The sequence below is a fragment of the Piscinibacter sp. XHJ-5 genome (assembly GCF_029855045.1).
Classification (GTDB): Bacteria; Pseudomonadota; Gammaproteobacteria; order Burkholderiales; family Burkholderiaceae_C; genus Albitalea.
In genome coordinates this window covers 532515-552893 of record NZ_CP123228.1, presented here as the reverse complement: position 1 = coordinate 552893, position 20379 = coordinate 532515, and the positions used below count along the sequence as shown (strand labels likewise).

At 69.8% G+C, this 20379-nt stretch carries 11 protein-coding genes; 7 read left to right on the top strand and 4 right to left on the bottom strand.

Annotation, left to right across the window (positions count from 1 at the left end; translation table 11 throughout):
- The first annotated feature begins 3 nt into the window (after positions 1–3).
- The 5 genes from P7V53_RS02690 to P7V53_RS02670 all read left to right on the top strand — a co-directional run bounded on the left by P7V53_RS02690 (position 4) and on the right by P7V53_RS02670 (position 11162).
- The gene (locus P7V53_RS02690) at positions 4–687 is read left to right on the top strand and encodes a hypothetical protein (RefSeq protein ID WP_280153931.1); all 684 of its coding nucleotides are present in this window, start codon (positions 4–6) and stop codon (positions 685–687) included.
- A complete protein-coding gene (gene glgX, locus P7V53_RS02685; protein ID WP_280153930.1) occupies positions 684–2819 on the top strand; it encodes a glycogen debranching protein GlgX in 2136 nt (711 codons plus the stop codon). The genes P7V53_RS02690 and glgX overlap by 4 nt, the downstream gene beginning before the upstream one ends.
- 115 nt (positions 2820–2934) lie before the next feature.
- On the top strand, positions 2935–4752 hold the full coding sequence (gene treZ / locus P7V53_RS02680) for a malto-oligosyltrehalose trehalohydrolase (RefSeq protein WP_280153929.1): 1818 nt from the start codon (positions 2935–2937) through the stop codon (positions 4750–4752).
- Entirely contained in the window at positions 4745–9826 is a 5082-nt protein-coding gene (locus P7V53_RS02675) for a malto-oligosyltrehalose synthase (protein WP_280153928.1), read from the top strand. Before treZ ends, P7V53_RS02675 begins: the two co-directional genes overlap by 8 nt.
- 133 nt (positions 9827–9959) lie before the next feature.
- Positions 9960–11162, top strand: a complete 1203-nt coding sequence (locus P7V53_RS02670) for a glycoside hydrolase 100 family protein (protein WP_280153927.1) — start codon at positions 9960–9962, stop codon at positions 11160–11162.
- Between the two features lie 43 nt (positions 11163–11205).
- On the opposite strand, the gene glgA is transcribed toward P7V53_RS02670, so the two are convergent.
- Together glgA and glgC are read right to left on the bottom strand one after the other, a co-directional pair.
- Complete coding sequence (gene glgA, locus P7V53_RS02665) at positions 11206–12666, bottom strand: glycogen synthase GlgA (protein ID WP_280153926.1); 1461 nt, start codon at positions 12664–12666, stop codon at positions 11206–11208.
- Positions 12667–12751: 85 nt separating this feature from the next.
- On the bottom strand, positions 12752–14017 hold the full coding sequence (glgC, locus tag P7V53_RS02660; protein WP_280153925.1) for a glucose-1-phosphate adenylyltransferase: 1266 nt from the start codon (positions 14015–14017) through the stop codon (positions 12752–12754).
- 140 nt (positions 14018–14157) lie between these two features.
- Here glgC and P7V53_RS02655 point away from each other — a divergent pair, with 140 nt between their 5' ends.
- Positions 14158–16572 (top strand): glycogen/starch/alpha-glucan phosphorylase, encoded by a 2415-nt coding sequence (locus P7V53_RS02655; protein WP_280153924.1) that lies wholly within the window; start codon positions 14158–14160, stop codon positions 16570–16572.
- Between the two features lie 70 nt (positions 16573–16642).
- Here P7V53_RS02655 and dhaK read toward each other — a convergent pair whose 3' ends face one another.
- Together dhaK and P7V53_RS02645 are read right to left on the bottom strand one after the other, a co-directional pair.
- Positions 16643–17626, bottom strand: a complete 984-nt coding sequence (gene dhaK, locus P7V53_RS02650; RefSeq protein WP_280153923.1) for a dihydroxyacetone kinase subunit DhaK — start codon at positions 17624–17626, stop codon at positions 16643–16645.
- A 50-nt stretch (positions 17627–17676) separates the two neighbouring features.
- On the bottom strand, positions 17677–18711 hold the full coding sequence (locus P7V53_RS02645) for a LacI family DNA-binding transcriptional regulator (protein ID WP_280153922.1): 1035 nt from the start codon (positions 18709–18711) through the stop codon (positions 17677–17679).
- 361 nt (positions 18712–19072) lie between these two features.
- Here P7V53_RS02645 and P7V53_RS02640 point away from each other — a divergent pair, with 361 nt between their 5' ends.
- On the top strand, positions 19073–20350 hold the full coding sequence (locus P7V53_RS02640) for an extracellular solute-binding protein (protein WP_280156417.1): 1278 nt from the start codon (positions 19073–19075) through the stop codon (positions 20348–20350).
- The last annotated feature ends 29 nt before the right edge of the window (positions 20351–20379 follow it).

Here is a 20379-nt window from a genome sequence, read left to right as displayed (position 1 = left end):
ACCATGGAAAGAGTCGACGTGATGCTCGAGTCCGCAAGGGCCTTCATGCTTCAGATCGGAGCCTTCCTGCCGCGGCTCGGCCTCGCGCTGGTGATCCTGCTGGCCGGCTTTCTCATCGCGAAGGCGGCGCGCTTCGCGATCGAGAAGGGACTTCGCGCCGTCAACTTCCACATCGTCACGCAGCGATCCGGAATGGATCGCTTCCTGCAGCGCGGCGGCGCGGAGTTCGACACCACGCGGCTGTTCGGGGTGCTGGTGTACTGGGTCGTCGTCCTGGCCGCGCTGATCGTGGCCTCCAACAGCCTCGGCCTGACCTACGTGACCGAGCTGCTCGGGCGCCTCATGGTGTTCGTGCCCCGCCTGGTGGTGGCGCTGCTGATCCTCGCCTTCGGAAGCTACTTCGCGCGCTTCGTCGGCAATGCGATCGCCACCTACTGCCGCGGCATCGGCGTGCGCGACGCCGACGCACTGGGTCGCCTGGCGCGCTACGCCATCCTGTTCTTCGTGATCATGCTCTCCCTGGACGAGCTGCAGATCGGCGGCGCCATCATCGCCAACGCCTTCCTCATCGTGCTGGGCGGACTGGTGCTGGCGATCGCCCTGGCCTTCGGCCTCGGCGGACGCGAATGGGCGGCGCATCGGCTCGAGAGCTGGTGGCCCACGGACAAGCGCGACGATCGTCCATGACCCCACCCGCGCCCATCACCGCCGTCTGGCCCGGACGACCCTATCCGCTGGGCGCGACCTGGGACGGCGAAGGCGTCAACTTCGCGCTGTTCTCCGAGCATGCCAAGGCGGTGGAGCTCGCACTGTTCGACCTCAGCGGACGCCGCGAGCGCCACCGCATCCGCCTGCGCGAGCGCACCGCCGACATCTGGCACTGCTATCTGCCCGAGGCACGGCCGGGACAGGCCTACGGCTACTACGTGCACGGGCCGCACCAGCCCGAGGAGGGCCATCGCTTCAACCGCCACAAGCTGCTGGTCGACCCGTATGCGCGCGACTTCGTCGGTCGCCTGCGCTGGAACGACGCGCTGTACGGCTACACCCCCGGCCACCGCAAGGAAGACCTGAGCCTCGATCGCCGGGACAGCGCGGTCTACATGCCGAAGGGCCGCGTGCTCGAGTCGGCATTCACCTGGGGCGAGGACCGCCGGCCCGACATCCCGTGGACCGACATGGTGGTCTACGAGATGCACGTGCGCGGCTTCACGATGCGCCACCCCGAGGTGCCGGAGCCGTGGCGCGGCACCTATGCGGGAATCGCCTGCGCCCCGGTCATCGCCTACCTGAAGCGCCTGGGCGTCACCACGCTCGAGCTGATGCCGGTGCACGCCAAGGTCGACGAACCGTTCCTGGTGCAGCGCGGCCTGAGCAACTACTGGGGCTACAACACGCTCGGCTTCTTCGCGCCCGAGATGCGCTACTCGGCGTCGGACAAGGTCAAGGAATTCAAGACCATGGTCAAGACGCTGCACGCCGCGGGGATCGAGGTGATCCTCGACGTGGTCTACAACCATACGTGCGAAGGCAACCAGCTGGGCCCGACGCTGTCGATGCGCGGCATCGACAACGCGTCGTACTACATGCTGGGCGAGCAGCGCCGCTTCTATGCCGACTACACCGGCTGCGGCAACACGCTCAACCTCGAGAATCCGCGCGTGCTGCAGCTGGTGCTCGACTCGCTGCGCTATTGGGTGGAAGAGATGCACGTCGACGGCTTCCGCTTCGACCTCGCATCGGCATTGGCCCGCGAGGGCGGCGTGGTGGCGCACTGGGGCGGCTTCTTCGATGTGATCCGCCAGGACCCCGTGCTGAACCGCGTCAAGCTGATCGCCGAGCCCTGGGACCTGGGCTGGGGCGGCTACCAGGTGGGCAACTTTCCGCCCGGTTGGGCCGAGTGGAACGACCGCTATCGCGACGGCATGCGCTCGTACTGGAAGGGCGACGGCGGCGCCATCGGCGAGTTCGCCAGAAGGTTCACCGGCTCGTCAGACCTCTTCGGACGCTCGGGGAAGAAGCCGCACGCCAGCATCAACTTCATCACCGCGCACGACGGCTTCACGCTCAACGACCTGGTGACCTACCAGGAAAAGCACAACGAGGCCAACGGCGAGGACAACCGCGACGGCAACAACGACAACCGGTCGTGGAACTGCGGCGTGGAAGGCCCCACGGACGATCCCGCCATCAACGCGCTGCGCGAGCGCCAGAAGCGCAACTTCCTCGCCACGCTGCTGCTCTCCCAGGGCGTGCCGATGCTGGTCGCCGGCGACGAGATCGGCCGCACGCAAGGCGGCAGCAACAACGCCTACTGCCAGGACAACGAGATCAGCTGGCTCGACTGGACCCTGGCGCCGCGACACGAAGCCCTGTTCGAGTTCGTGCGCACGGTCATCCGGCTTCGCTGCGCCCATCCCACGTTCCGCCGGCGCGACTTCTTCGATGGCCGCCCGCTGTTCGGCGGCCAGCTCAAGGACGTGCTGTGGCTCAAGCCGGACGGCAGCGAGATGACCTCGCAGGAATGGGAGCATGCGCACGCGCGCCGGCTCGGCATGTACCTGGCCGGCGCCGCGATCGACGACGTCGGCACGCGCGGACAGCCGGTCTTCGACGACGACTTCCTGATCATGTTCAATGCCGATGCCGACGACGTGCCCTTCACGATTCCCGACATTGCCGGCGAGGCATGGCAACCCGTGCTCGACACGTTCGAGAGCGGGCCGCCCGCACCACGCGAGCTGCGCGCCGGCGAGGCCTACGACGTCCGGTCGCGGTCGCTGGTGGTGCTGCAGCGGCCGATGGCCAAGGCGGGTTGAAGGTCGAGATGGCTCCATACACCGCCCTCACCCCGACCCTCTCCCGCAGGCGGGAGAGGGGGACTGTCTTTCCCTCACCACACAAGTGCCCTTCCCCTCAATGAATGGACTAGCGATGCGACGCCGCCACGCCATGCCCTTCGGCGCCGAACTGCAAGCCGGCGCCGGCGTGCGCTTTCGGCTGTGGGCGCCGAGCGCCGAGGCGATCACCTTGCGGCTGCACGTCGACGGCGGGCTTCGCGAGCATCCGATGCAGCGGCTGGACGGCGGCTGGCACGCCTGCTCGGTCGACGAGGCTGGCGCCGGCACGCGCTATGACTTCGTCACCCCGGGCGGACTGGCCGTGCCCGACCCGGCATCGCGCAGCAATCCCGACGACGTGCATTCGGCCAGCCAGGTGGTCGATCCACAGGCGCACGACTGGCGCGACGACGGCTGGACCGGCCGGCCCTGGCACGAGGCGGTCATCTACGAGCTGCATGTGGGCACCTTCACCGACGCCGGCACCTTCGCGGCCGCCGCCGAGCGCCTCGGCACGCTCGCCGCCCTGGGCGTGACGGCCATCGAGCTGATGCCCGTGGCCGACTTTCCCGGTCGACGCGGCTGGGGCTACGACGGGGTGCTGCTGTTCGCCCCCGAGTCGGCCTACGGCACGCCCGAGGACCTGAAGCGCCTGGTGGAAGCGGCACACGGCCACGGCCTCATGGTGCTGCTCGACGTCGTCTACAACCACTTCGGCCCGGAGGGCAACTACCTGCACGCGTACTGCCCCGAATTCTTCAATGCGGCCCACGCCACGCCGTGGGGTGCGGCCATCAACTTCGACGGCGCGGCCAATCGCACGGTGCGCGACTTCTACGTGCACAACGCGCTCTACTGGATCGAGGAGTTCCACTTCGACGGCCTGCGGCTTGACGCGGTGCATGCCATCCGCGACGACTCGGCCATCCACATCGCCTGCGAGATCGCCGAAGCGCTGGCCGCCGGTCCGGGGCGCGAGCGGCACGTGCACGTGGTGCTCGAGAACGACGCCAACGAGTCGCGATTCCTGCTGCGCGATGCCTCGGGCAGGCCGCGCCACGCCGACGCGCAGTGGAACGACGACTTCCATCACGCGGCGCACGTGCTGGCCACCGGCGAGGCCGACGGCTACTACGCCGACTATGCCGATGCGCCCATCGCGCGCTTCGGCCGTGCCCTGGCCGAAGGCTTCGTCTACCAAGGCGATCCGTCGGCGTTTCGCGATGGGGAACCCCGCGGCGAGCCCAGCGCCCACCTGCCCGGCACGGCCTTCGTGTCCTTCCTGCAGAACCACGACCAGATCGGCAATCGCGCCTTCGGCGAGCGCCTCGGCCCGCCGGCGGTGCAACCCGATCGGCTGGAGATGCTGCTGGCCTGCCTGCTGCTGTCGCCGCACGTGCCGATGCTCTTCATGGGCGAGGAGTACGGCGCGTCCTCGCCATTCCTCTACTTCTGCGACTTCGGACCCGAGCTGGCGTCGGCCGTGGCCAAGGGGCGGCGGGAAGAGTTCAGGCGCTTCGCCGCGTTCCGCGACGAGGCGGCGCGAGCGCGCATCCCCGATCCCAACGACGAGTCCACCTTCCGCGCCAGCGTGCTGAAGTGGAGCGAGCGCGAAGCGCCGCCGCATGCCGCGCGGCGGGCCTTGGTGCAGCAGCTGCTCGCCTTGCGCTCGCAGTGGCTGGTCCCCCGGCTGGCGGGCATGTCCGCCGGCGGGCAGTACCGCGTCGACGGCACCCTGTTGCAGGTGCGATGGCCGCTGGCCGACGGCGCGGGCTGGCACCTGGCGGCGAACTTCGGCGCGGCGCCGGCCGAGCCGCCGCGACGCGGCCACGTGGTGTTCGAGCGCTGCGCCGACGGCCCGCGCCTGCGTGGCGACGGCGTGCGCATCGCGCTGGAGCGCGCGGGTGGCTGAACCCGGCTCGACGCTGGCAGGCTGGTGCGAGCGGGTCGGCATCGCCGCCGACTACCACGACATCTGGGGCCATCGCCACCGGGTACCCGATGCCGGCCTGGCCGCGTTGCTGCGCGAATTCGGCATCGATCCCGACGACGCGCAGGCGCTGGCCGATGCGCAGCGCGCCGACTGGGGGCAGCCGCTGCCCGCGGTGGCCGCGCACACCGCCGGCGCGCCCCGCGTGCAGGTGCAGCTGCGCGTGCCCGCCGGGAGCGGCCCGCTTCACTGGACGCTGCACGAGGAGAGCGGGGCGGTGCACCGCGGCGCCGTCGATCCCGTCGCCTGCACGGTGCTGGGGCAAGCCCAGGTCGACGGCCAGGCCATGCAGACGCTGCGGGCGGCGATCGACCTCGAGCTGCCGACGGGCTACCACCGCCTGGTGCTCGACGGGACGGACGATGCCGAAGGCATGCTGCTGGTCAGCGCGCCGGAGCATGCCTATCGCCCGCCGGCGCTGCAGGCCGACGGGCGCGTGTGGGGCCCCGCACTGCAGCTGTATGCGCTGCGGTCGCCGCGCAACTGGGGCATCGGCGACTTCACCGACCTGGCGACCGCGGCCGAGCTGTTCGCCCAGCTCGGCGCGGGCATCGTCGGCCTGAATCCGCTGCACGCGCTGTTCCCGCACAACCCGCACCACATCAGCCCCTACAGCCCGTCGTCACGCTCGCAGCTCAACACCATGTACCTCGATGTCGAGGCCGTGGCCGACTTCCCCGAGTGCACCGCCGCGCAGCAGCGGGTGCGCTCGGCCGCTTTCCAGGAACGCCTGGCGCAGCTGCGCGAAGCCGTCCACGTCGACTACGCCGGCGTCGCTGCCGCGAAGGACGACGTGCTGCGCCTGCTGTGGGCGCACTTTCGGGAGCGCCACCTGCGCGCCGGCAGCGAGCGCGGGCGCGCCTTCCGCGACTTCCTTGCCGAGCGCGGCGAGCCGCTCGCATTGCATGCCACGTTCAACGAACTGCAGGCGCGCCTGCATGCCGAGGATGCTTCGGTGTGGGGCTGGCCGGTGTGGCCCGAGGCGTATCGCGACCCCGCCTCCGATGCGGTGAGCCGCTTTCGCGAGGAACACGGCGAGGCGATCGAGTTCCACGCCTACCTGCAGTGGCAGGCCGACCTGCAGCTCGCGCGCGTCGCTCGGCGCTGCAGCGAACGCGGCCTGGCGGTGGGCTTGTACCTGGACCTCGCCGTCTCGGTGGACCGTGCCGGCGCCGACATGTGGACGCACCAGGCGCACTACGCGCCCGGCGCGTCGGTGGGCGCGCCGCCGGACGAGCTCAACCTGCTGGGCCAGGACTGGGGACTGCCGCCGCTGCGTCCGGACCGGCTGCTGGCCGACCGCTGCCGCTATTTCGCCGACACGCTGCGCGCGTGCATGCGCCACGCCGGCGCGCTGCGCATCGACCATGTGATGGGACTGATGCGGCTGTACTGGATTCCCGCCGGGCAAGGCGCGCGCGCCGGCGCGTACGTCCACTACCCGCTTGCCGAGCTCATGGCGATCGTCGCGCTGGAGAGCGAGCGCAACCGCTGCATGGTGATCGGCGAGGACCTGGGCACGGTGGCCGACGAGATGCGTGCCGCGGTGGCGCGCCTGCAGGTCCTGTCGTACCGCGTGGTGGCGTTCGAGCGTGGCGAGGGCGGCACCTTCAAGCCGCCGCACGTCTATCCGCGCGAGGCGCTGGTGGCGGTGGGCACGCACGACCTGCCCACGCTGGCCGGCTGGTGGAGCGGGCACGACCTGCAGGTGCGCCGCACGCTGGGCCTGTTTCCGAGCGACCAGGTGTACGAGGACCAGCTCGTGGGTCGGATGCAGGAGCGCGTGCGCCTGCTGCTGGCCCTGCAGCACGCCGCCCTGCTCCCGGACGGGCTCGCGCCGGAAGTGGCGGCCGCAGGGCCGCTCACCGCCGAGCTGGCCGAGGCCGTGCATGCCTTTGCCGCGTCCACACCGTCTCGCGTGATGGTGGTGCAGCCCGAGGACGTGCTCGGCGTGCTGGGCCAGGCCAATCTGCCCGGCACCGTGGACCAGCATCCCAACTGGCGGCAGAAGCTGCCGCTGTCGCTCCAGCAACTGGCCGAGGACGAGCGCCTGCAATCCACCTGCCGCCTGCTGGCGCGGCTGCGTCCGCACGCGCCGCTTTCCGGCATGGCGCCGCCGCGCACCGAGGCGGTCGTGCCGCGCGCCACCTACCGGCTGCAGTTCCACAGGGACTTCACCTTCGACGATGCGCAGCAGGTGTTGGCGTACCTGCAAGGCCTGGGCGTGAGCCATCTGTACTGCTCGCCGGTGATGCGGGCGCGGCCGGGCAGCACGCACGGCTACGACATCGTCGCGCACGACGAGATCAACCCCGAGCTGGGTGGGCGCGAGGCCTTCGATCGCTTCGCCCGCGCGGCGCGCGAGCGCGGCATGGGCCTGCTCATCGACATGGTGCCCAACCACATGGGCATCTTCGCGGCCGACAACGCCTGGTGGATGGACGTGCTGCAGCACGGACCGGCCTCGGCCCATGCGAGCTGGTTCGACATCGACTGGCATCCGGTGGACCGCGCGCTCGACGGCAGGGTGCTCCTTCCGGTGCTGGGCGACCATTTCGGCGGGGTGCTCGAGCGCGGCGAGCTCGCGCTCGTCTTCGAGGGCGAAGCGGGCAGCTTCTCGCTGCGCTACTTCGAGCACCGCTTTCCGCTCGATCCGCGCACGGCCGCCCCGCTGCTGCTGCGCGCGGCCGAGCGCCTGCCGGGCGCCGCCGGTCTCGCCCTGCAAAGCGTCGCGACGGGCTTCGGCCAGCTGCCGCCGCGTGACACGGCGGATCCCCACGCCGCCGTCCAGCGCAGGCACGACCATGCGCGGCTGCAGGCGCGCCTGGTGGCCCTGCTCGGCGAGGCCGAGGGCGTGCGCGCCGCCATCGAGGCGGTCGTCGCGGCCTCCGCCAGCCCCGATTCGCTGGACGCGCTGCACGAGGCCCAGGCGTTCCGCCTCGCGTACTGGCGCGTGGCGTCCGACGAGATCAACTACCGGCGCTTCTTCGACATCAACCACCTCGCGGCATTGCGTATGGAAGAGCCCGACGTGTTCGAGGCGACGCAAGGGTTCGCGCTCGACCTCGCCGCCGCCGGCGTCGTCGACGGGCTGCGGATCGACCATCCCGATGGCCTGCATGACCCGGCGCAGTACTTCGAGCGGCTGCAGCAGGGCTATGCGCGCCGCGCCGGCATCGTGCTGCCGCGGGCGGACGCGCATGGCCGGCCGGCGCGGCCGCTGTACGTGGTGGCCGAGAAGATCGCCGCCGGCCACGAGGACATCCCGGAAAGCTGGGCGCTGCACGGCACGACCGGCTACCGCTTCGCCAACGTCGTCAACGGCGTGCTGGTCGACACCGCGGCGCGCGAGCGCTTCGATCGACTGTGGCAGCGCTTCAGCGGCGAGCCCGGGCACTTCGAGGAATTTGCCTACGCGGGCAAGCGCACGATCATGCGCAGCTCGCTGGCCTCCGAGCTGACCGTGCTCGCCACCGAGCTGCTGCGCATTGCCCGCGCCCATCGCCGCACCCGCGACCACACCTTCAACACGCTGCGCGAGGCGCTCGCCGAAGTCGCGGCCTGCATGCCGGTGTACCGCACCTACATCGTCGACAAGCCTTCGGCCCAGGACCAGCGCTTCATCGACTGGGCCGTCGCGAGCGCGCGTCGGCGCGCGAGGGCTGCCGACACCAGCATCTTCGACTTCGTGCGCCGCACGCTGCTGGCCGAGGCCATCGAGGGCGCCGACGATGCGCTGAAGGAGCGCGTGCGCCGCTTCGCGATGCGCTTCCAGCAGTTCACCGCGCCGGTCACGGCCAAGGGCGTGGAGGACACCGCCTTCTATCGCTATCACCGGCTGGTGTCGCTCAACGAGGTGGGCGGCGATCCGGGAACCTTCGGCATGACCCTGCGCGGCTTCCATGCGGCCAACGCCGACCGCGCCGCGCGCTGGCCATACACCATCGTCGCCACGTCGACGCATGACAACAAGCGCTCGGAAGACGTGCGCTGCCGCCTGGACGTGCTGAGCGAGATGCCGGCAGCGTGGCGACTGTGGCTGCGCCGCTTCAATGCCGCGCCGCAGCTGCAGCGCGCCCGCCACGCCGTCGTGGCCGGCCATGCGGACGCCGGCATGCCGGTGCCGTCGCGCGCCGACGAGGTGCTGCTGCTGCAGACCCTGCTGGGCACGCTGCCCGCCGGCGGCCTGGACGACGATTCGATCGTCGCGTACCGCGAGCGCATCGAGGCCTACGCGGTGAAGGCCGCGCGCGAAGCCAAGCGTCACACGAGCTGGGTCAGCCCCGATGCCGAGTACGAGGACGGGCTGCGGGCCTTCGTGCGCAGCGTGCTGGCACGCGTGCGGCCGAATCCGGTGCTGACCGAGCTGCAGGCGCAGGCCGAGCTTCTCGGCTGGTTCGGTGCGCTGAACAGCCTGGCCATGGTCCTGCTGAAGTTCACCGTGCCCGGCGTGCCCGACCTGTACCAGGGCAACGAGGTGATGGACCTGAGCCTCGTCGACCCGGACAACCGAAGGCCGGTGGACTACGAGGCGCGGCGGCGCCTGCTCGACGAGCTGCAACGGCTGTCGGAGCAGCCCGATTGGCGCACCGGCCTCGCGGCAATGACCGCGGCGCCGCACGACGGGCGGCTCAAGCTGTGGATCATCTGGCGGCTGCTGCAGCTGCGCCGGCAACAGCCCGAACTGCTGCGCGACGGCGGCTATGCGGCATTGCAGGTGACCGGGCAGCACAAGGACCACGTGGTGGCCTTCGTGCGGGAGACCGCCGGACAGCAGATGGTCGTGGCCTGCGGGCGCTGGTTCGCTCGCCTGCTCGATGCGCGGCCCGCCTGGCCCGCGGAGAACGTGTGGGGAGATGCCGTGCTCGAGGTCCCGGGCGACCGGCAGTGGCGCGACGTGCTGAGCGGTCAGGTGCTGGTGGTGGACGGCGGCCGGCCACTGCCGGTGGCGTCGATGTTCGCGACCTTGCCGATGGCCGTGCTCGTCCCCGAGTAGCCCGGCTGCCATTCAAGGCGGCGATCGCAGGCGCGCCGGCGGCGCGAAGAGATGGCCGAAACCGGCGCTGATCCTTCGATCGGCCGTCGTCCGGATCGGCCAGCATGCGCGCGTGAGCCAAGACGAAGCATCCATGTCCGAACGGGGCGCCGCCGTGCGCCTCCCAGCGCCGCGCGACGATGTGCTCGGCCGTTGCCGCAACGCCTGCCTGGCGCTGCTGGAGCGCAATCTCGGTCCGCGCGGCATCCTCGCCGCCACGCCCGGGCCGCAGGCGCAGGCGCGCAGCTACACCCGCGTCTTCGGTCGCGATGCGGCGATCTGCGTGCTGGCCATGGCCGGAAGCGGCGTGCCGGCGCTGGAGCAGGGCGCCATCGCCAGCCTGGACGCGCTGGCCGAGGGCCAGGCACCCAACGGCCAGATCCCCAAGTTCATCGACCCCGAGGGCCAGGAGGCCGACTTCTGGTACCTGGGCTGCATCGACGCGACGCTCTGGTGGCTGATCGCCGCCGACCACGTGCGGCGGCTGAACGGGCTGCCCGGCGTGCAGCAGCGCTGGGCGCCGGCCATCGCCCGCGCGCTGCAGTGGCTGCATGCGCAGGAGCACCAGCGCTTCTTCCTGCTGCAGCAGAACGAGGCCAGCGACTGGGCCGACATCATGCCCCGCTCGGGCTTCGTGCTCTACACCAACGCGCTGTGGTACCACGTCAAGCAGCTCTACGGCTTGCCGCAGGCAAGCGAAACGCGCTACCACGTCGAGCACCTGTTCCACCCGTTCCGTCCTGACCTGCCCGAGTACCGCCGCGTGCGCCTGCTCGGCCACTACGCACGACGCGGCCAACGCAGCCCCGGGCTCTATCTCAGCTTCGTCAACCTCTCTTTCGCCGGAGACGAAGGCGACGTGTTCGGCAACGTGCTGGCCATGCTGTACGGCCTGGCCGGCGATTCGATGGCGCAGCGCATCGTGAAGACACTGCTGGCCGCCGGCGCCACCGATCCGTATCCCGCGCGTGCGGTCCTGCAGCCGCTGGAGCCGAAGCACGGGCTGTGGCGGGCCTACATGGGACGGCACCAGCAGAACCATCCGCACCAGTACCACAACGGCGGCATCTGGCCCTTCATCGGCGGCTTCTGGGTCGTGGCGCTCGCGCAGCTCGGCAAGCACGAGCTCGCGCGCGCGGAGCTGCTGAAGCTCGCGGCCGCCAACGAGGCCGGGGGATGGCGCTTCAGCGAATGGTTCCACGGCAAGACGCTGGCGCCGTGCGGCATGGCGGGTCAGAGCTGGAACGCCGCGGCGTTCCTGATGGCGCTGCGGGTGGTGGAGGACGGGGAGCGTTGACAGGCTCCAGCCCTCTCCCGCGCGCGGGAGGGGCTCACTCGCACTAGCCGACGCGATTCGCCAGAGCCTGCGCGTACAGCGCCAGGTAGTCGCGCGCCGCGTGGTCCCAGGAGAAGTCCTGCGCCATCGCCGTGCGCATCACGGCTTGCCACGCGCGCGGCTGTCGATACAGGGCAACGAGCCGCTCCACTGCGCGCTCCAGCGCGAGCGGCGACGCGGCGTCGAACACGAAGCCGGTGGCGCGTCCCTCACGCACCGCCGCGTCGGAGCCATCGACCACCGTGTCGGCCAGGCCGCCGACGCGCCGCACCAGAGGCAGCGTGCCGTAGCGCAGGCCGTACATCTGCGTGAGGCCGCAAGGCTCGAAGCGCGAGGGCACGAGGATGGCGTCGGCGCCGGCGATGGCGCGGTGCGCCAGCGCCTCGTCGTAGACCAGCCGCGCGGCGACGCGCCCGGGATGCCTGCGCGCGGCGTCGCGGACCGCGCTTTCGAGCCCGGGATCGCCGGTCCCGACGACGAGCAGTTGCACCCCGCGTTGCACCAGCGCGGGCAGCGCGGCCAGCACGAGATCGATGCCCTTCTGCGCCGTCAGCCGGCTCACCACGCAGAGCAGCGGCACCTCCGGCTGCGCGGCCAGCGCCACCTCCGATTGCAGCGCCTGCTTGCACGCCGCCTTGCCGTCCAGCCTGTCCGCGGCGTAGCGGGCGGCCAGCGCGCTGTCGCGCGCGGGATCCCAGACCTGCGGGTCCACGCCGTTGAGGATGCCCGAGACCACCGCCTGGCGGCTGCGGATGACGCCGTCCAGCCCGAAGCCGAACTCCGGCGTCGCGATCTCGCCGGCATAGGTCGGGCTGACCGTGGTGATGCGCTCGGCGAACTTGAGCCCGCCCTTCATGAAGGAGAGCTGGCCGTGGAACTCCAGGCCGCTGGAGTCGCGCGTGCGCACGGGCAGGCCGAGGCGGTCGAACTCGGTCATCGGAAACAGGCCCTGGTAGGCCAGGTTGTGCACGGTGAACACCGTCAGCGCAGCGGTGCCCGGATGCACCCGCGCATAGGCGCAGGCGAGCCCGGCGTGCCAGTCGTGCGCATGCAGCACGTCGGGCATCCAGCCCTCGTCCAGCTCCCCGGCCGCCAGGTGCGCGCCGGCCCACCCGAGCAGTGCAAAGCGCTGCAGGTTGTCGGGCCATTCGTTGCCGCGGTCGTCCTGATACGGTCCACCGCCGCGGCGATACAGGTAGGGCGCATCGATCACGTAGGCGGGCACCGCACTGCCGGGCAGGTGACCCAGGCGCAGCGTGATACGGCCGGCGCCGAACAGCGGTCCCAGCGAGAGCACCACACGCGACTCCTCGAGCGCGTCGAGGATCGGCGGCAATCCGGGGAGCAGCAGTCGCACATCGGCGCCGGCCCGCGCGAGGGCAGGCGGCAGCGCGCCGGTCACGTCGGCCAGCCCGCCTGTCTTGACGAGCGGGAACACTTCGGCTGCCACGTGCAGCAGCTTCATCGGCAAGGCCGGCACGGCGTGCGGGAATGAGCCCCGGGGGCCACGCATGCGGGCCGCTTCATGGCCGTTGGCGGCCCGGCGCGGCTCAAGCCAGCGACTCCAGCATGTCGCGCGTGACGAGGGTGATGCCGTTCTCGGAGCGGTAGAAGCGCTGCCCGTCGGCCACCGGGTCTTCGCCGATCACCATGTCGTCCGGAATGACGCAGCCGCGGTCGATCACCGTGCGCGTGAGGCGGGCCCGCCGGCCCACCTGCACCCCCGGCAGCACGACCGACCAATGGACCTGGGCATGCGAATGCACCCGCACCGAGGAGAACAGCACCGAGCGGGAGACCTCGCCGGAGACGATGCAGCCGCCGGATACCAGCGACTCGATCGCCGTGCCGCGTCGGTCGGGCTGGTTGTGCACGAACTTGGCCGGCGGCAGCTGCGGCTGGTAGGTCCAGATCGGCCAGCGGGTGTCGTACAGGTCGAGCATGGGCAAGGTGGCGGTGAGGTCGACGTTGGCATCCCAGTACGCGTCGATGGTGCCGACGTCGCGCCAGTACGGCTGGTCGTCGTCGTGGGTCAGGACGCAGCTCGCGCGGAAGGGATGCGCGCGCGCCAGTCCCTGCTGCACCAGGCGGGGAACGATGTCGCGGCCGAAGTCGTGGCTGGAATCCGGGTCCTTCATGTCGCGTTCGAGCTCGGCGCGCATGAACTTCGCGTCGAAGATGTAGATGCCCATGCTGGCCAGCGACTGGCGCGGATCGTCCGGCATCGGCGGCGGGTCGGCCGGCTTCTCGACGAAGGCCGTGATGCGGCCTTGCGAGTCCACGGCCATGACGCCGAAGGCGCTCGCCTCCTCGCACGGCACGGCGATGCAGCCCACGCTGCACGGCGCGCCGGACGCGACGTGGTCGGCCAGCATCACCGCGTAGTTCATCTTGTACACATGGTCGCCGGCCAGCACGATCACGTAGTCGGCCCGATAGCCCTCGATGATGTCCTCGTTCTGCCACACCGCGTCCGCGGTGCCGCGGTACCAGTGCTCCTCGTCCATGCGCTGCTGCGCCGGCAGCAGGTCGACGAACTCGTTCATTTCGCTCTTCAGGAAGGCCCACCCGCGCTGCAGATGACGCAACAGGCTGTGCGACTTGTACTGGGTGATCACCCCGATGCGGCGGATGCCCGAATTCAGGCAATTCGACAAGGCGAAGTCGACGATGCGGAACTTGCCGCCGAAGTAGACCGCGGGCTTCGCACGACGGTCGGTCAGGTGCTTGAGCCGGCTGCCCCGCCCGCCGGCCAGCACCAGGGCGACGGCCCGCTTGGGAAGATCGAGATTGCGGGCCAGTTCGGTGTGCGGCATGACGGGCTCCTCTCCACTGCACACGGATAGTGCCTGCTGCCCGCGGGCCGCGCAAGGCGCCGTTGACGGTCCCCGCAGTGGCATTGACACTCGCAAGAGCCCGTGTGGCGCATCGCAGCAATCGCACGAATCGCACGACCATGAACGACCGCACCTCCAACGATCTCGACCTCGACCATGAGCTGCTCACCAACGTGGGAGTCGCTCCCTCCGAGGCCACTCCCGCCGACCTGATGCGCGCCGTGGCGCAGACACCGCGCCAGCAGCTGGCCGAGCGGTGGGTGGAAACGCAGGCCGCGGAGCGCGCCAAGGGCGCGCGCCGCGTCTACTACCTCTCGATGGAATTCCTGATCGGCCGCACCCTCGGGAACGCGCTGGCCGCGCTGGAGCTGCGGCCGCACGCGGCGTCGGCCGTCCACGCGCATGCCCACCGACTCGAGGACGTCGAGGGCGAGGAAGCCGATGCAGCGCTCGGCAACGGCGGCCTGGGACGGCTGGCGGCATGCTTTCTCGATTCGATGGCGACCCTGGGCCTGCCGTCGTTCGGCTACGGCATCCGCTATGAATACGGCATGTTCGCCCAGGACATCGTGGCCGGCCGCCAGGTGGAGCAGCCCGACCCCTGGCTCGCCGACGGCACGCCCTGGGAGTTCCCGCGAGCGGGCATCAGCGTGCCGGTCAACTTCGGCGGCTGGGTGGAGGAGGTCGACGGCAAGCCGGTGTGGCGGCACGCGGGCCAGGTGTGCGCCAAGGCCTACGACATGGTGATTCCCGGCCACGGCACGCGCAAGGTGAGCACCTTGCGGCTGTGGAAGGCAGCGGCGCCGGCGCACATCGACCTGCATGCCTTCAACAGCGGGGACTATGCCCGGGCCGCCGAGGTGAAGAACGAGTTCGAGAACATCTCCTGGGTGCTCTATCCGAACGACAGCACGCCGGCCGGGCGCGAGCTGCGCCTGCGCCAGGAGTACTTCTTCGTTGCGGCCTCGGTGGCCGACATCCTCTCGCGCCATCTCGCCGAGCACGGCAGCCTGGCGAGCCTGGCCGACAAGGTGGCGATCCACCTCAACGACACCCACCCGGCGATCAGCGTCGCCGAGCTCATGCGCTTGCTGACCGACGAGCACGGCATGGCGTGGGCCGATGCGTGGGCGCAGGCGACGCGCATCTTCTCGTACACCAACCACACGCTCATGCCCGAGGCGCTGGAAACGTGGCCGGTCGCGCTCATCCAGCAGGTGCTGCCGCGCCATCTGCAGATCATCCTGCGCATCAACCACGAGCTGCTGAGCGAGGCGGGCCGGCTGCGGCCCGGCGACGACGGCTTCCTGCGCCGCCTGTCGCTCATCGACGAGACGGGCGAGCGCCGGGTGCGCATGGCGCACCTGTCGGTGGTCGGCAGCCACAAGGTCAACGGCGTGTCGGCGCTGCACTCGCAGCTCCTGGTGAAGACCATCTTCGCGGACTTCGCCGCGCTGTGGCCCGACCGCTTCACCAACGTCACCAACGGCGTCACGCCGCGACGCTGGCTGGCGCAGGCCAACCCGGGCCTCGCCGCGCTGCTGGACAGCACGCTGGGCGACGGATGGCGGCTCGACCTGGACCGCCTGCGCGAGTTGCGGCCGCATGCCGAAGACCCGGCGTTCCGCGAGGCGTTCATGGCCGTGAAGCGGGCCAACAAGGAACGCCTGGCCGCCTACGTGAAGCGCGAGCTCGGCCTCGCCCTCGACCCGGGCAGCCTGTTCGATGTGCAGGTCAAGCGCTTCCACGAATACAAGCGGCAACTGCTCAATCTGCTGCATGTGGTCGGCCGCTACCAGGCCATGCTCGCGGACCCGCACGTCGACTGGGTGCCGCGCACGGTCATCTTCGCCGGCAAGGCGGCCTCCTCCTACCACCTGGCCAAGCAGATCATCCACCTCATCCACGACGTGGGGGCGGTGATCAATGCCGACCACCGGCTGAAGGGTCGGCTCAAGGTGGTGTTCGTGCCGAACTACGGCGTGTCCGTGGCCGAGACCATCATGCCCGGCGCCGACTTGTCCGAGCAGATCTCCACCGCCGGCACGGAGGCTTCGGGCACCGGCAACATGAAGCTCGCGCTGAACGGCGCGCTCACCATCGGCACCGAGGACGGTGCCAACATCGAGATCCGCGACCAGGTCGGGGCGGACAACATGTTCATCTTCGGGCACAGGGCCCACGAGATCGCGGCGCTGAACCAGGGCGGCTACCAGCCGCTGCGCATCTACCAGAACCACCCGCGTGTGGCGGCCGTGCTCGATTCGATTTCCGGCGGTCGCTTCTCGCCCGGCGAGCCCGACCGCTATCGCGGCGTGGTCGATGCACTGCTGGGCGGCGGCGATCACTACAAGCTGCTCGCCGACTACGACGACTATGTGGCCGCGCACGGACGCGTCGACGCCCTCTATCGCGAACGCGACGAATGGGCGCGCCGCGCCATCGCCAACGTGGCCGGCATGGGCCCCTTCTCGTCGGATCGCACCATCCGCGAGTACGCCACGCAGATCTGGCGCGTGAGGTCGCTGGAGTAGAAGACGACGCGGCCCCGGCAGGCTTTCGTGCGGTGCTGCGCCCGTCGGCCACCGACCGTTTCGAGTGGATTCACCAGCGCAGTGAAGGCGTCGTCACCGGCGCATCCCACAGACCCAGCAGCTCGTCGTCGAGCGCCGTCAGCGTGAGCGAGGCGCCCGCCATCTCGAGTGACGTGGTGTGGTTGCCGACAAGCCACCGCTTGACCTGCAGCCCGGCGTCGCGCAGGCGCTGCGTGGCGATGCGGTTCAGCAGGTGCAGCTCGATCAGCGGCGTGCCGCCGAAGCCGTTGACGTGAAGCAGCACCTGGCGGCCCGCCGCCAGCGCCAGGTCCTTGAGCACCGGCTCGAGCAGCAGCGTGACGATGTCGTCCGCCGGCATGAGGGCCCGGCGATGCCGGCCCGGCTCGCCGTGGATGCCGACGCCGATCTCGATCTCCGAAGGCCCGATGTCGAAGGTGGCGGCGCCGGCGTCGGGCACCGTGCAGCTGGTCAGCGCGACGCCCATCGACGCAGTGTTGGCGTTGACGCGTGCGCCGAGCGCCTTGCACTCGTAGAGGTCGGCGCCCGCTTCGCACGCCGCCCCGATCATCTTCTCGACGATCAGGGTTCCGGCGACGCCGCGTCGTCCGGTGGTGTGGGTGGAGTGCTCGACCGCGACATCGTCGTTGACGAGCACGGTCGCGCATTCGATCTCGAGCATGTCGCTCGCGACCTGGAAGCTCGCGCAGTCGCCGCCGTAGTTCTTCACGACCATCAGCACGCCCTGGCCGGCATCGACGCGCTGGGCGGCGGCGACGATCTGGTCGGGCGTTGGCGCAGTGAACACCTGGCCGGGGCACGCGGCGTCGAGCATGCCGGGGCCGACGTAGCCGGTGTGCAGCGGCTCATGGCCGGACCCGCCGCCCGAGATCAGCGCGACGCGGCCCTGCTTGGGCGTGCGGCGGCAGATGAACAGCGGCGATTCGTTGAGCGCGAGCAGGTCCTCGTGCGCCATCACCAGGCCAGCGGCGCTGTCCTGCACCAGGTCATTCGTCGAGTTGATGAACTTCTTCATCGCGCAAAGTCACCCTTCACGAGGATTGTGGTGCTCGGGACCGACCGGTGTCACGCGAGGTTTTCCGCGGTGAGGATCTCGACACGCGGGTTGTTGATCGCCAGTGCGCCGCGCACCCCGTCGCACAGGGCGCGCAGCACGCGGCTGGCCGCGGTGACCGCATATTCGACATCCTGGTGCAGCAGGTAGCTCAGCGAGCCGGACAGCAGCATCGATCGATGCACCTCGAGCAGGTCGTGGGCCACGAACATCAGGTCGTGGCCATAGCCGTGCTCGGCGAGCGCGCGCGCGATGCCGAAGCTGCACGGGCCGACGTTGTAGAGCGCGTCGATGCGCCCGCCGGTCGCCTCCGGGGAAAGCACGACGCGGGCGTACTCGTAGGCCTCGTCCTCCGACTCGGGCAGCTCGAACAGGCGCAGCGGCTGGGCCTGCGGAAAGCGTTCTTCCAGCACCTGCTGGAAGCCGATGCGCCGGTCGATCTCGGCGGCGTAACGGGTGGCCGGCGACATCAGCGCGCACAGGCCCGGCCTGTCGCGCGGCAGCGAGCGGCCCATCAGCAGTCCGGCGGTGCGCCCGGCGGCGCGGTTGTCCGCGCCGATCGCGGTTTCGCGCAACGAGCCGGGCACGTCGGAGAACAGCGTCACGACGTGCACGCCGGCGCGCACCAGCTCGTTGACCGCGAGCTTGACCGCCGGCATGTCGGGCGCGAGCAGCACCACGCCGTCAAGGTCGGACAGCTTGGCGAGTTCGGCGGCGAACACATTGGCATCGGCCACTGGCAGCCGGTGGGTCACCTCGGTGATGTGCTGGTGGCGGAATTCGCCGGCGGTCTGCGCGACGACGCGGTCGACGAGGTCGAAGAAGCCGAGCCGGGCGGCCGGCAGCACGAAGGCGAAGCGGTAGTTCGACGTCGAGCGCGGCCGGCCGCGCATCGGCGCGCCGCCGCCCAGCGCTGCCATCGCCTCGCGCACCTTGCGCACCGTGGTCGGGTTGACGCCAGGGCGGTTGTTCAGCACCCGGTCCACCGTCGCCGTGCTGACGCCGGCGGTCTCCGCGATCTTGGTGATGGTGACGGGGTTCGTCATGAAGACGGGAAGTGGGCGAAAACTAAATCATCCAAGTGTCGCCGAATCGGCTGACCCGGCCAAGCCGTGATGCCGATGTGTGTTCGCATCTCGTTGGCGTGAGAGGTCACGAACGCCATCAGCGGTTGATTGTTTTAGGGTTTTCATTGAGTGATTTATTAAATGATGTGCATACACTTCATTTCAAGGTCAGTGCCCATCATCCGTCCGGGCGAGGACCCCAAGTCGAGGCCGGCCCCTGGCCGACCCCGTGGCCTACAGGCGGCGAGAGGCCGCGATCCATTCCGAACAGGAGACGAGGATGAGCTTCCACAAGAGCAAGCTGGCCGTTGCCGCGAGCGCGTTCGCGACGGCCGCGCTGATGAGCGGCGGGGCGCAGGCACAGCAGAAGCAGCTGACGCTGTGTTGGGCGGCCTGGGACCCGGCCAACGCGCTGGTCGAACTGTCGAAAGACTTCACCGCGAAGACCGGCATCGCGATGAAGTACGAGTTCGTGCCCTGGCCCAACTTCGCGCAGCGCATGCTCAACGAGCTCAACTCGAAGGGCAAGCTGTGCGACCTGCTGATCGGCGACAGCCAGTGGATCGGCTCAGCGGCGACCGAAGGGCACTACGTCAAGCTCAACGAGTTCTTCGACAAGAACGGCATCAAGATGAGCGACTTCGCGCCGGCGACGGTCGAGGGCTACTCGACCTGGCCGAAGGGCACGAAGAACTACTACGCGCTGCCGGCAATGGGCGACGCAGTGGCGTTCACCTACCGCAAGGACTGGTTCGCGCGTCCCGAGCTGCAGGCCGAGTTCAAGCAGAAGCACGGCCGCGAGCTCGCACCTCCGAAGACCTGGGACGAGTTCAAGCAGGTGGGCCAGTTCTTCCAGAACCGCGTGATCGACGGCAAGAAGGTCTACGGCGCGGCGCTGTACACCGAGCGCGGCTCCGAAGGCATCACGATGGGCGTGACCAACACGATGTACGCCTACGGCATGGACTACGACAACCCGAAGAAGCCGTACGACATGAAAGGCTTCATCAACGGCCCGGGCGCTGTCAAGGGACTCAAGCTCTACAAGGATCTGTACGACTGCTGCACGCCGCCGGGGCACTCCAACGCCTACATGACCGAAGACCTCGACGCCTACAAGTCGGGCCAGGTCGCGATGCAGATGAACTTCATCGCCTTCTTCCCGGGCATCTCGAAGGACCCGCAGGTCGGCGGCGAGAAGACCGGCTTCTTCCCGATTCCCAAGGGCGACAAGCAGCACGCGCAGCTCGGCGGGCAGGGCATTTCGGTCGTCAAGTACTCCGACAAGAAGGACCTCGCGCTCGAATACATGAAGTGGTTCGCGCAGCCGCAGATCCAGCAGAAGTGGTGGGACGGCGGCGGCTTCACCTGCCTCAACGCAATCCTCGACGCGCCGGGCTTCCTGACCAGCACGTCGTACGCGCAGGTGTTCCAGGACTCGATGAAGATCGTCAAGGACTTCTGGGCCGAGCCGAGCTACGCGCAGCTGCTCCTCGCGATGCAGAAGCGCACGCATGACTACGTCGTGGCCGGCAAGGGCACGCCGCAGGAAGCGCTGGACGGCCTGCTCAAGGACTGGACCGAGGTGTTCAAGGAAGACGGCAAGTTGAAGCCCTGATTCCCTTGCGCCGCGTCATCCCGGCGGTG

Bases quoted from the DNA above. Each gene is read 5' to 3' on its own strand.
- glgC (WP_280153925.1), bottom strand. From the start codon at position 14,017: ATGCCGCACACCGAACTGGCCCGCAATCTCGATCTTCCCAAGCGGGCC.
- P7V53_RS02655 (WP_280153924.1), top strand. From the start codon at position 14,158: ATGAACGACCGCACCTCCAACGATCTCGACCTCGACCATGAGCTGCTC.
- P7V53_RS02690 (WP_280153931.1), top strand. From the start codon at position 4: ATGGAAAGAGTCGACGTGATGCTCGAGTCCGCAAGGGCCTTCATGCTT.
- treZ (WP_280153929.1), top strand. From the start codon at position 2,935: ATGCGACGCCGCCACGCCATGCCCTTCGGCGCCGAACTGCAAGCCGGC.
- dhaK (WP_280153923.1), bottom strand. From the start codon at position 17,626: ATGAAGAAGTTCATCAACTCGACGAATGACCTGGTGCAGGACAGCGCC.
- P7V53_RS02640 (WP_280156417.1), top strand. From the start codon at position 19,073: ATGAGCGGCGGGGCGCAGGCACAGCAGAAGCAGCTGACGCTGTGTTGG.
- glgA (WP_280153926.1), bottom strand. From the start codon at position 12,666: ATGAAGCTGCTGCACGTGGCAGCCGAAGTGTTCCCGCTCGTCAAGACA.
- P7V53_RS02670 (WP_280153927.1), top strand. From the start codon at position 9,960: ATGTCCGAACGGGGCGCCGCCGTGCGCCTCCCAGCGCCGCGCGACGAT.
- glgX (WP_280153930.1), top strand. From the start codon at position 684: ATGACCCCACCCGCGCCCATCACCGCCGTCTGGCCCGGACGACCCTAT.
- P7V53_RS02645 (WP_280153922.1), bottom strand. From the start codon at position 18,711: ATGACGAACCCCGTCACCATCACCAAGATCGCGGAGACCGCCGGCGTC.